Source organism: Pseudomonas sp. SK (genome assembly GCF_012975065.1).
GTDB lineage: Bacteria > Pseudomonadota > Gammaproteobacteria > Pseudomonadales > Pseudomonadaceae > Aquipseudomonas > Aquipseudomonas anuradhapurensis.
Map to the genome: position 1 here is coordinate 2702587 of NZ_CP051857.1, position 12721 is coordinate 2715307.

A 12721-nucleotide genomic window follows, 5' to 3' on the forward strand; every position below is an offset into this window, starting at 1 on the left:
TCCCCCTTACAGAGGAAAGACGATGAAAACATTTCTTAAGGTATCGCTTGCAGCTTTTGCGCTTGCCATTTCAGGCACCTCCATGGCTGCCGGAAAAGAGCTGCTGATCGCAACAGACACGGCGTTCGTGCCTTTCGAGTTCAAGCAGGGCAATGAGTATGTGGGCTTCGATATCGATCTGTGGGCGGCTATCGCCAAAGAACTGGGTTGGACCTACCAGCTCAAGCCGATGGATTTCAACGGCATCATTCCTGCGTTGCAAACCCATAACGTGGACGCGGCGCTGGCGGGGATCACGATCAAGGAAGAGCGCAAACAGGCCATCGATTTTTCCGACGGCTACTACGACAGCGGCTTTCTGCTGATGGTCAAGAGTGACAACGAGACCATCAAGGGTGAAGCAGACATTGCCGGCAAAAGCCTGGCGGTGAAGAGCGGAACGTCGGCAGCCGACTACGCCAAGGCCAATCTCAAGGCCAAGGATCTGCGTCAGTTCCCCAACATCGACAACGCCTACCTGGAACTGCGCACAGGGCGCGTCGACGCCGCCATGCACGATACGCCGAACGTGCTTTATTACATCAAGACCGCCGGCGAAGGTCAGGTCAAAGCCGTGGGCGCACAGATGATGGCACAGCAGTACGGCATCGGCTTCCCCAAAGGCAGCGAATTGCGTGAGCCAGTCAATGCAGCCCTGAAGAAACTTCGGGAGGATGGCACCTACGCCAAAATCTATGAAAAGTGGTTTGGCACCCAACCACAGTAAATCTTCCCAAGTTTTCTGAGAGTTCACCGTTATGCATTTTCAATGGAGTGCCATCTGGGATGCGCTCCCGGTTCTGCTGGAAGGCGCCAAACTCACGCTCTGGATTTCGATCCTGGGCCTGATCGGCGGCGCAATCATCGGCGTGATCGCGGGCTTCGCCCGCGCTTACGGCGGTTTCTTCAGCAGTCGGGTAGCGTTGGTATTCATCGAGCTGATTCGTGGCACCCCGATCATGGTGCAGGTGATGTTCATCTATTTCGCCTTGCCCCTGATGATTCCCGTGCGCATCGATCCGTTCGGGGCCGCTGTGTTTACCATCATGATCAACTCGGGCGCCTACATCGGCGAGATTACCCGAGGCGCTGTGCTGTCTATCAACAAGGGCTTTCGTGAAGCTGGACTGGCGCTGGGTCTCTCTGGCCGCGACACCCTTCGCTATGTCATCACACCGCTGGCGTTTCGCCGGATGATTCCGGCCCTGGGCAACCAGTGGATCGTCAGTATCAAGGACACGTCGTTATTCATCGTCATCGGCGTGGCCGAACTGACTCGCCAGGGCCAGGAAGTGATCGCCGGCAATTTCCGTGCGATGGAAGTCTGGTCTGCGGTGGCCGTGATCTACCTGATCATTACCCTGGTGCTCAGCTACATCCTGCGCCGTATGGAAGCGAGGTTGAAAATCCTGTGATCGAATTCAAGAACGTTTCCAAACACTTCGGCAGCACTCAGGTGCTCCATAACATTGACCTGAGCATTGCCAGCGGTGAGGTCGTGGTCATCATCGGGCCGTCGGGCTCTGGTAAATCCACCTTGCTGCGCTGCATCAACAAGCTGGAAGAAGTCACCGAGGGCGAGCTGATCGTCGACGGCTTGAAGGTCAACGACCCCAGGGTCGATGAGCGCCTCATTCGCCAGGAAGCCGGCATGGTGTTCCAGCAGTTCCATCTGTTCCCACAGATGACGGCGCTGGAAAACGTGGCGTTCGGGCCGATCCGGGTGCGCGGGGCAAGCAAGGCCGAAGCGCATGCGCTTGGTCGCGAGCTGCTGGCCAAGGTGGGCCTGGCCGAACGCGCCGACCATTACCCGTCGCAGCTGTCCGGCGGCCAACAGCAGCGAGTGGCCATTGCTCGGGCACTGGCGGTCAAGCCCAAGATGATGCTGTTCGACGAGCCGACCTCGGCGCTGGACCCTGAGCTGCGTCATGAGGTGCTGACGGTGATGAAGGCGCTGGCAGAGGAGGGCATGACCATGGTCATCGTCACCCATGAAGTGGATTTCGCGCGCAAGGTAGCCAGCCGACTGATCTTCATCGACAAGGGGCGCATCGCCGAAGACGGCAAGCCACAAGAGCTGATCGCCAACCCACCTAGCCCGCGCTTGCGCGAGTTTCTCCAGCACGTTTCATAAGGGGCAATGCGATGCTCACTCAACTTCACATCGCCGGCAATGCGTTCGAGCTCGGACGGCGCCTGGGTGAATTCGGTCGTCAATCCGTACATGGCAAACTGCGCAGGTTGCCGCTCTGGCAACACCTCGCTTCGTTGGCTGATACGGATAAGGCGCGGCAAATGAAAGCGCTGGTGCGTGAACGGTATCCGCGTTATTGGCAGGAAATCGAAGGCCTTGCCGCTGGGCTTGAATTGACCGTCGATGAAGTCTTCATGTGGAACTGCAGGGGCGATTTTCCTGGGCTGGTCAGTGTGGATGGTTGTACCACCGTATTCGGTCAGGCAGAGCAGGGAACACTGATCGCCCACAATGAAGACGGGCTGCCCCAATTGCGCGGTGATTGTGCGATTGTCCACGCCAAGCCGGAGGAGGGTGCGGCGTTCATAAGCTTCGTCTATCCCGGCTCAATTCCGGGTCATACGTTTGCAGTCAACGAGTTTGGCGTCGTTGCGACGGTCAACAATATCCGCCCGATTGATATCCCCGTGGGCGTGCCTCGGATGATTCTGGGGCGCGCTTCGCTAGATGCCCGAACGGTGGATGAGGCAATTGCGGCAATCTCCCCGATGCCTCGCGCCGGGGCTTTTCACCATGCGTTCGGGCAAGCTGGTAGCGCTCGTGTCGTCAGCGTCGAAGCAACATCCGATGGCGTTGTCGTTCGTGAGATTGAAGCATCGACTGGCCACTCGAACCATCTTGTCGATTCGTCGTTCCGGGATTTCAAGCAGATCGTGACAGGTAGTTCTGGTGCTCGTCAGCAGCGTGTCGATCATCTGTTAGCCGGCTCAAGCCGTAAGCTCGATCTGACGCTCGCGCTTCAAATCCTGCGTGACGAGGAGAGCGCAACCTTGCCAGTCTACCGCTGTGCGGAAGATGACCCGGATGACGAAAATACGCTTGCCACGTCGATCTTCACGCTGACGTCCAGCGCTGTAGAATGGCGGGTTTATGCGCACCGAGTGACAGATCATCCTGACGCCCAGGGCGCCGTTGTGTTAATCCAATAGCGGATAGCTCCGATGACGCAGTTCAATGAATACCTGCCAGAAACAGTGGCTGAGCTGAAACAGCTGCTGGCTGCCATCGATAGACAAGAGGTGGATATCGCTTTAGGCGGCAGTTCGACGCGAGTGCTGACCCAGATGATTGAATCGCCGCAACACGCGGCGGTGTCTTCAATCACAGAGTTGGCCGCGCAGTTCGGAGTCAACGCCTCGACACTATCCAGGCTCGCCAGGCGTCTTGGGTATTCAGGGTTCAGCAAATTGCAGGATGTCTTCCGACGAGAGCTGACAGAGGGCAAAAGCTTCTACAGCGATCAGGCCTCGCGGTTGGTGGTCAATACGGAAGGCGCTGGAGCGATTAGCCAGTTGGCGCGATTGGGGCGCCAGGAAAGCGCCAACATCGCCAGTATGGTCGAGCAGGTCGACCCCGCTGCATTTGACGATGTTGTTGGCCTGCTGTGCAGCGCCAAGCGCGTGCGAATCCATGGAATGAGGCAATTCAATTCCCTGGCGCTGTTCATGTCTTATGGGCTTGGAATGCTTCGGCCTGATGTCAGCGCACTGGATTCCAGTCGCCAAGGCGTTGCTGATGCGCTCGCTCAACTGGATGCCGGTGACCTGTTGGTTGTCGCCAGCTGCTTCCCGTATACCCCGAGCGTGCTGGCGACTGCCGAGGTGGCCCAACGACACGGGGTGAAGGTCGTTGCTTTGACCGACTCCGCCAGTTCGCCTTTGGCCAAGACCGCGCTGCACAGCTTTTATGTGCCCAACCACAGCCTGTTCTTCAGCAACAGCATGTGCGCGTTCATGCTCCTGGCGCAGGGACTGCTTAGTGCGGTCGCCAGCTCCCTGGGCGAGACCGCAGTCGCCGCACTCAAGTATCGGGAAGAGCTCATCTCTGAGTTGAACGCCTCGCTGTAGCAATACAACGAGGTTTCTCAAGCAGATGACAGGTTGCCGTATTCCCGGATTGCAATCTTTGATTCGGGTACGGTAGCTATTCAAGGATTGCCATGGTGGATGTCATTGATCGAATGGGGTTGAGTGTCGGGTGGGGTCAACCGGAGCTTAGTGAAGGGCCATGTACAGAGATTGGGAAACGGGGGGTTGTGGGGTGTAAACGTTGAAATAAAATCGGACGCCCACAATCCCTTTTAAAAACAATATGTTAACCCTTCCTGTCGCTATATCGGCGGAAAAACGAAGTCTTTTTTCCGGGCTTATCCCGCATAAGAGTCTGTCTTCCGGTCTTATGTCACACGGGTTCGATGTACTCCTGAGCCCGCAGTGTGATTCCAGGTGCGCAGGTGTTTCATGGATTGGTTGGATAGCCTAATGGGCGCAATACCGATAAAACTCTACGATCCAAGACGTCTTTCTCAGGGGATCCCATTGCACTCGAAAGCCCGTGAACCGGGAGGAAAGTGGTGATGTGTATGGCGCCAACACCAGATAAGCCGTTGAAGATTGTTAGCGCTTGGTAGCCCGCAAGCCCTGAAACCTGGGACGTAACCGAAATGACAAGGTGTGCGCCTTCTACTCGCCCAGCACGGTGCGTTCAAGAATGAACAACAAGAACGCAGTACCTACACCAGATTCGTCACAACTCTTCCCTCGTTCCGCCCACCGCAGGTAGCTACCAGGAACCAATCGTCGTCCCAAGCCGAGAAACACACCGGCCCCAACGGCAGATCCACAAGCGCACTTTTATGCGTATGTCGCAATACGACAGGTATGGGAAATGCCATTCCCGTCCAAGATCTGCTCCAACGACCGAATATTTACGTTCGGAGGTTAGACGGTTTAGGAATGAAAAAGGCGAGCTTTATGTTCAGAACTTAATCATTCGGGTTAAATATATATTGAATGTGCGTGAATTTCGTGATTTTTAACTTGATGATCTCTATAAGCTTTTTTTAGTTGGAGTTTTTTTGTAATTTCTGAAGAAATGTCAATATATCTAATACTCAACTTCCTCCTGGCCTTGCCACCGCTTGGAAGCTGCCTAGCCGAAATTTGCGTGCATCTGCCACTCCACTATCCTCACCTGTCAAATCATCGGATTAGTACCGGATAAGATGGATAAAGAACTCAACCTGCCTGCAGCGCCTAGCGATTCGGAAGAAAAAGCAAAGGTAAGAGTACCCAGAGACTGGAAAGAGTCAGGAGTACCTCCTGGAGGTGAGTACATTCCCTACCAGGAAAGAACTTATGACGCGCGCGAGCAAGAAGTGGCTAAAGAGCGCGCATCCGTTTTTGACCAGGTCATTGAGCGGTTTAACGGGATGACCGTCAAGCGAGGCATGGAAGTTCTTGGCCTCGGCCACTCTCAATTTTATAACTTGCTGCGCAAGCACAGAAAAGAAGAAAGTATCCAGCGAAACAAGAAAGGCAGGGTTATAGGAAGTTGCTGGGCCAGTGATGCACAAATCGCTGCTCTTGAAGAAGCCTACGAGAAGAAATTTGAAGGCCCCAAGGCATCCCTCAGTAAGCTCCACCAGTGGGCGCGGGAGTACTTCAAGGGAGAGGGTGAAAATGTCACGCGCTATAGGGCCAGGCAATTCTTAATGTCCAAGCCGGAAAGAGAGGTTTATTTCAAGCGGTACGGGAAAGAAAAGACGGATCATAAATATGGATTCAAGCCTCACAAGTTTGTGATCGATGGGCTTTTGCACAGAGTATCGATGGATCACACGATGGTCGACATCTTGTTGGTCGATGAGCAGAACAGAAATATTATCATCGGTAGGCCATGGGTAACGATGTTAATCTGCGATAAGTCGAGAGTGATCTTAGGTTTTTTTCTTAGTCTAGATCCCCCTAACCTTGATACCGTCGCTGCCGCCCTTGCTTTTGCAGTGATGAACAAAGATTTTCATCTATTCCGCTTCTTGACTAATCCGAATGAGTATCCATTCTTTGGTATTCCATTTGTTATATTTACCGACAATGCCGCTGAGTTTACAAGTGAAAAGTTCATTGAGCAGTGCAAGGCGTGGGGTATGGATTGGGAACACCGCCCTATAGGGAAAAAATGGTATGGAGGCATTATAGAACGCTTGATCGGCACGTTTATGACGACAGAAGTCCACTTCCTTCCCGGCGCAACCGGGAGTAACGTCGTTCAGCGAGAGGACTTCAATAGCGAATATAATGCAACGATGGATTATGAGCAGTTCGCTGTATGGTTCCTAAATCAAGTAACTGTTTATCATGGCAAAATCCACTCGTCGCTAAAATGCACTCCGCGTGAAGCTTGGAATCATTACGTTAATCAAGGTCTTTATGATCATGATCGTGTCATTGCATCAAACGATCAAATGAGGTTTTTGATTGATTTCTCACCGACAAGCTTCGATCACAAGGTGCATCCCTACGGAATAAATTTTGCTGGCCGTAGATACGCATGTTACGAGCTTGCCCCCTACGTGGGTCAGCGTTTTGATATCAAGTACCTTCGGCACGATCTGAGCTACGTCTGGGTCAAGCTCCCAGGCAAATTTCTGAAAGTTCCTTGTAGTTATAATCGGGTGGGGCTAGCTAACACTTGGGATTCCTACTCGAACCATAAACAACTTTCGAAGCGTAAAGCACTACTCAAAGACCTGCCCCCTGGCACTGTCGACGATGAGTTCGCGCACGCTGCTCTTGCCAATCAGACAGTGATCGTTCAAGAGGCCGTTGACCTTAAAACTGCTTTCATGGCCAATCTACCGCCTAAAGGTCTGCCCGCTCCACAGAGCACTCTAATCCCTGCAACCGAAGCAGTAACCAATGAACCCGTTGAGGACTGGCTTATCGAAGACACGCAAGACTTTATCCCGACAATCTTAACCCAGGACGAAAACGCTCACGATGTTTTTGTGCCGCGCATCATAAGAGAGCATTCAGATCAGCCTGATTTTCTTCCTGTAATTATAGTTGATAAGCATAAAGACTAACTTGGAGAGCTATGATGGCTTACGAACATATCAAGCACGATCTTAGAAATAACGCTGATCTGCCTGCGAAGGAGCGAATTAAGATATGTCGACATGATATATGGATTGATACGCCTCGCTACGCGCCTCTTTTCGAAAGCTTGAGGAACATGCTCTATACCGATAACCAGATCCAGTCCGCTAGCATTTTCATCCATGGGGATGGAGGCGACGGTAAAACGGCCTTATTCAACCGGCTTAAGGCTCTCGGTGAGCTTGAAGGTAAAAGGTTCGTGTTTATTACACTTACCGAAAACGTTAACCGTTTTAAATTACACGATGCATTGTGCGATGTCTTCGATGTTCCGATTGGCAAGCGTGGCACTGCGGTCAATCGTGTTAAGCTCATCATACAGAAGATAAAGGCCCTTGGAATCGGCGCGATCGTTGTTGATGAGTTGTCTGATTGCATGCTCGAAGCGTATTCCCATAAAAAATCTATATTATCGCTGCTTCGTGGACTCGCAGAGGGTGATGGTAAGCTCTGTGTCATTGCGTTCGGGAACTCAGTTGCGAGTGAAATCATCTCACTGGATCGAATAATTGATCGGCGATTCGTGCCGTGGCATCTGAAGCCTTGGAAACTTGATCAGGATTTTGTGGATTTCATTGCTACATACGAGACCTACCTTCCACTCAAATTGCCCTCTAACCTTGCAAGCCCTAAGCTGCGAACGCTTATTCATGTGAACTCACACGGGATCCTTGACAATATCGTCAAAATTATCAAGTCCACTGCTATGGATGCAATCAAGCATGGGACGGAGCAGATTACGCCGAGTCAGTTCCAGAATCTTGAACCGATGACCAGGCTCTATGGTTACAAACTGCACCATCCCAAGGATAAGGAGGTTTCAGAATGACACTGGCGCCTTTCCAAGCCGTTGCTGTGAAAAGTTTAGTTTCTGCGCTGAAGGACGGTAGCGTGGTATGCCATTTGATGTCTGATCCTGGCAATGGTCTGACCACCTGCACCAATGCCGTTCTGAGCCAAATTACTGGCTCTACAGTCTTTGTTGGGGATCACGTAGACCTTGCGGGACTGGATTTGCTGGGTCAGTTCTATGAAGAGATACACGTTGATTTTGAGTTTCAGCCACAGTCGGGTGTTCCTGCATTGGTTACTGAGCTTTGCGCCATGAAAGGAGATCCGACCATATTCATCCACGACTTCGAAAAATTTGCCCTCACGGCGCTTGCCAAAGAAAAGTCATTGAAGCAACTGGGATGGCTGCTGAAGGCGCTTCCTGATAGTAGTTTTGTCATCGTCAGCAGTCCTGACTATCAGGCTGAGATGGTCGGACTGTGTCGAGCTCACGAGCGTGCCTACTCGCCTGTTGAGTTAGGGTCATTCGCGGATCGGACAGAGTTTACAGCCTTTTTTGAAGCATTGATTGATCAGAAGTCAGGACTGGGACGAGCAGCTGACAAGCTGTTGCTGCATGACATTTATCATCGACGAAACGGCAATTTGGCGTGGACGATGCTGGAGCTCTTCCATCCAGGCTATCGCAGTCAACGGGAGTCATCCCTTCAATGAATGCTCCTGATGTCCCCATTTTTGATGGTGAGGCTTTCTCTTGCTGGGTTTACAGGCAAAGCCTATGTTCCCAGCATACATTGCTCGATAGGAGCAGGCTTGCGGAGCTTTGGCATGCGTGCGTACAGTCAGAAGACTTTGACCCTGACTTTACGCACGATGCCAAATTCTCACGAGCGGCGTGCGAAATGCTGGATATTCCAAGGGAGGAGCAGGCAAAGATCTTCCAGCCGAATAGTCAATGGGTTATACCTCGATACTTCAGACGCAGTTTTTGCTACAGCTGCATGAAGGAGCACATTGCGAATTTTTCACTCCCTTCATACAGGAAAGAGTGGTGCTCTGTTGGTGTGGTCGTATGTCAAATTCACAAGTGTTCCCTGCTCGATGCAAGTGGTATTGTTGCTTCAAGTCCGAGTATGGCCATGCGCATCCTCAAGGCATATTCCGAGGATCCTTCTCAATGCGTTGCTGCGTCTCGTAGCCATGATGCTGACGAACAATTTACTGCGCTTTATAAGACTCAACTATTTTTTCAAACCTTGGAAGCTTCTCAGCAGCAAGCTGATCAAAACGGAATGTGGTCATGCAGTGAGCCGCATACGGGACTGCCACGCCTTTTGCTGTCAATTTTTTTGTATCCACGATTTGGCTTGGTGAATCGTTTTATAGCTCCTCGAAGCTCATATCGTATTACTACCCTATTTCAACAGACTCTTAACGCTGGGCCATTGGTTGCAGGAATAGCTCAAAGATGGGCTGGCATGCTGATGCTCGGATGGCTATTTGAGCTATTTACACCCCGCGAGAGCACTGATGTTGAATCGTTCATCGAGCGCGCAGGTGCTATAGCAGGATTTCATGATGCACGCAGCTTGGGAGCAGCATGTAATGTGTTCAATAGCCTGCACAGTGACGTTATAGCTAGACGACTGCGCGAGTGGATGCCAAATCCTAGTCCTGCTCTGTTGCAACAATTCATCGAAGGATTTTCTGAGGTATCTATTCGGTCGTGAGTATAGAATGTTTGGGAGCTGTCATGCCAGTAAAATACTCCTATATAGGGAATGTGACACTACCTTTGGGTGTTGTCGGTGTTGGAGTTGGTGGTTTGAATCATGAGGCTTGGCTTTCGTGTACCATTTCCCTGCCAACGATACACGTCTTCCAGTACTCGATACATTGGGGCTCAAAGGCTGCGCGGGCTGAAGTCCTTCACAAAGCATGTACAGCTATTGGGTTGATCCCAGCAGTTAAACATAGCGGTTCAAACTGGCTATTGAATCGTCAGGATATCTACTCACCCTGGCCAGCCGGTGAAGCATATCGTTCAATAAGAGAATTTTCGGATTTCATTCTCTTTGAGTTCTATCAATGGGGGCCAGGTATGTTTGGCTCTCGCGCAGCGTTCTATCAGGCAAGCATACATAAAATTCACCTGAGGGTCGCTGCGGCTCTCGCGAAATCTCATGGTATCCGAATGGGAGCTAGTTAGAGCATAGTGTCAATCGATTAATCAATCACTTGGCTTCAAGCAACATCCCAGTGCGCAACAGCGGGTAGACTTACGAGACCAGCGTTTGGCGGTCACACGCTTTGATTCCACACATTCCAGTCGAACAGACGTTTATCGCGAGAGATAGCGTCTCGCCCCCAGTCTGTGGCATATAGCCAGTAACATTGCGTTTGGCCAGGACTCCACCAAGCCAACACTGGCCAAAAGAGGCCAGAAGAAGCGAGAAGTGGCCAATAGCGCCGACAGAAGCCAGGCTTAGGGAGAAGTGGGGATGTACCTTTCAGCGCTGTCGATCCGTAATTTCCGCCAGTTTGGCGATCTGACTCCGGGTTTCACCATCCACTTCAACGAGGGCGTCACTGCGCTTGTAGGCGAGAATGATGCCGGAAAGACTGCGGTGATCGACGCCATCCGGCATGTCCTGCAAACCCGGGATTCAGACTTCCTGCGACTAGAGCTCGAGGACTTCCATGTCGGGAGTGACGGCGAGCCTGCGACCGACATTACTATGGTTTGCACGCTGGCAGGGCTATCCACACTGGAACTTGGAGCCTTCGCCGAATACGTCACGTTTTCACGCGGGGAGGGGCTGCTTCATGTGCACTGGTCGGCGCGTCGACTCGCGATGCCGACAGCGTCGCGTCGCTGGGTGGACATCCAGGTTCGCTGTGGTGAGCGGGGAGAAGGGCCTGCCTTGGACGTCGGCGCGCGCCAGTTGCTGGCAACCGCATACCTGAAGCCATTGCGAGATGCCGAACGGGAGATGTCACCGGGTCGCAATTCGCGCTTGTCCCAAGTCCTGTCGAGCTTCCCGGGTATAGACGCCGGTGAGTCCTATGTCGATATCGCTCCACCGGCGTCGGCAGCTGAAGCCACTGGCCTGAGCATTGCGGGCATGGGTGATTACATGCGCGAGCTGGTCAGAGGACATCAAGCCATCAAGGTTGCCCAGGCGACAATCAACGACCGATATCTGGAGCCTCTCTCTTTAGCAGGACAGCCGCTTCATAGCCATCTTGGCTTCGGCGATACCGGCAGTGAAACCACAAAGCTCAAGCAGATCCTTGAGCGCCTGGAGTTGGGTTTGCTGGACAAGGGATCGGGGAATGCGAGGGGGAGCTATGGTCTGGGCTCGAATAACCTGCTGTTCATGGCCTGCGAGCTCTTACTGCTCGGCAAGGAACCGGATGGGCTGCCGCTGCTGCTGATCGAGGAGCCGGAGGCGCATCTTCACCCGCAGCGCCAACTTAGACTGATGGAGTTCCTCGAGCGCGCATCGCAGCCTCGCCCCCAACAGCAAAATCAAACCCAACAGCAAGATCAAACCCAGCAGCAAGATCAAACACAACAGCAAGATCAAACACAACAGCCAGATCAAGCCCAAGCGGAACCAGCGCATACACGTCCCGTGCAGGTGATCCTCACCACACACAGTTCCAACCTGAGCTCTAAGATTGCCTTGGAGAATCTGGTGCTCATTCATGGCCAGCGTGCCTTCTCCATGGCACAGGGGCGAACCAGGCTGTCCGCTGACGACTATCGCTTCCTGAGTCGTTTTCTGGATGTCACCAAGGCCAGCCTGTTCTTTGCGAAAGGGCTGCTCATCGTTGAAGGGGATGCAGAGGCGATCCTGCTGCCGGCACTGGCCAGGCTGCTTGGGTGTGACTTGACCGAGCATGGTGTGTCAATCGTCAATGTGGGTGGCGTTGGCTTACGCCGTTACGCACACATCATGCAGCGAGCTGATGCGACAGAGGGAATAATCCAGATCCCAACGGCCTGCATCACCGACATGGATGTGATGCCGGATTGCGCGCCGGCCATCATGGGGCTGGATCCGCACAAGCTCAACGCCAAGGGTAAACCGGCGCGTCGTCAATGGCGGATGCTCAGTGACTTTGGCGCTACCGAGATTGAGCGCGAACCGAAGCTTGCGGCTCATCGTCAGAAACGGACACGTGGCGATGGCCAAAACGTGAAGACCTTCGTGGCCGATCATTGGACGCTCGAGTATGACCTGGCTGTCGAAGGGCTTATGGACTGGGTACACCGTGCCGCCACGTTGGCCTTACATGATGTAAAAATGAACGAAAAAAAGCTGACGCGACAGAAAGTCCTCGAGAGGGCGACGAAGGCGCTGGCGGCACTTAAGTCTCAGTATCTCACCAATGAAGAGCGTGCCACCGAGGTTTACCGGCAGGTTGATTCGGGCTCCAAGTCGATTACTGCACAGCATCTGGTCGACCTGCTGCAGTCGGCATTTGATGAAGGTGAACTCGACCGGGCAAGCTTGCGTGCAGCGTTACCGGCCTACGTGGTTGAAGCGATCGAATACGCCACAAGAGGCCGGATCATGCCTTCGGCGCCGGAGCAGCCGGCCACAAACACCGCGGAGACGCCGCTAGAGGCGCTTGAAGCAGGGGAGTTGGCGTAATGCGGCTCCAGGATCTTGTGCCTCCAGTCACG

The 12721-nt window shown here is 53.0% G+C and carries 10 protein-coding genes; all 10 read left to right on the top strand.

Going from position 1 to position 12721, the window contains the following annotated elements; translation table 11 throughout:
• Positions 1–22: 22 nt before the first annotated feature.
• The 10 genes from glnH to HG549_RS12595 all read left to right on the top strand — a co-directional run bounded on the left by glnH (position 23) and on the right by HG549_RS12595 (position 12689).
• Positions 23–766, top strand: coding sequence for a glutamine ABC transporter substrate-binding protein GlnH (gene glnH / locus HG549_RS12550; protein WP_170029800.1), 744 nt, complete (start codon positions 23–25; stop codon positions 764–766).
• Between the two features lie 31 nt (positions 767–797).
• Positions 798–1454 (top strand): glutamine ABC transporter permease GlnP, encoded by a 657-nt coding sequence (gene glnP, locus HG549_RS12555; RefSeq protein WP_170029801.1) that lies wholly within the window; start codon positions 798–800, stop codon positions 1452–1454.
• On the top strand, positions 1451–2173 hold the full coding sequence (gene glnQ / locus HG549_RS12560) for a glutamine ABC transporter ATP-binding protein GlnQ (RefSeq protein WP_170029802.1): 723 nt from the start codon (positions 1451–1453) through the stop codon (positions 2171–2173). The genes glnP and glnQ overlap by 4 nt, the downstream gene beginning before the upstream one ends.
• 11 nt (positions 2174–2184) lie before the next feature.
• Complete coding sequence (locus tag HG549_RS12565) at positions 2185–3222, top strand: C45 family peptidase (protein ID WP_170029803.1); 1038 nt, start codon at positions 2185–2187, stop codon at positions 3220–3222.
• A gap of 12 nt (positions 3223–3234) precedes the next feature.
• Complete coding sequence (locus HG549_RS12570; RefSeq protein ID WP_170029804.1) at positions 3235–4140, top strand: MurR/RpiR family transcriptional regulator; 906 nt, start codon at positions 3235–3237, stop codon at positions 4138–4140.
• 1157 nt (positions 4141–5297) lie between these two features.
• Positions 5298–7160, top strand: coding sequence for a Mu transposase C-terminal domain-containing protein (locus tag HG549_RS12575; RefSeq protein ID WP_082432323.1), 1863 nt, complete (start codon positions 5298–5300; stop codon positions 7158–7160).
• Positions 7161–7174: 14 nt separating this feature from the next.
• Positions 7175–8062, top strand: coding sequence for an ATP-binding protein (locus tag HG549_RS12580; protein ID WP_060511532.1), 888 nt, complete (start codon positions 7175–7177; stop codon positions 8060–8062).
• Positions 8059–8739 carry a hypothetical protein gene (locus HG549_RS12585; RefSeq protein WP_170029805.1) on the top strand — a complete coding sequence of 227 codons (681 nt, stop codon included), beginning with the start codon at positions 8059–8061 and terminating at the stop codon, positions 8737–8739. Before HG549_RS12580 ends, HG549_RS12585 begins: the two co-directional genes overlap by 4 nt.
• A gap of 188 nt (positions 8740–8927) precedes the next feature.
• On the top strand, positions 8928–9755 hold the full coding sequence (locus HG549_RS12590) for a hypothetical protein (protein ID WP_156340908.1): 828 nt from the start codon (positions 8928–8930) through the stop codon (positions 9753–9755).
• A gap of 771 nt (positions 9756–10526) precedes the next feature.
• Positions 10527–12689 (top strand): ATP-dependent endonuclease, encoded by a 2163-nt coding sequence (locus HG549_RS12595; RefSeq protein ID WP_170029806.1) that lies wholly within the window; start codon positions 10527–10529, stop codon positions 12687–12689.
• Positions 12690–12721 lie beyond the last annotated feature (32 nt).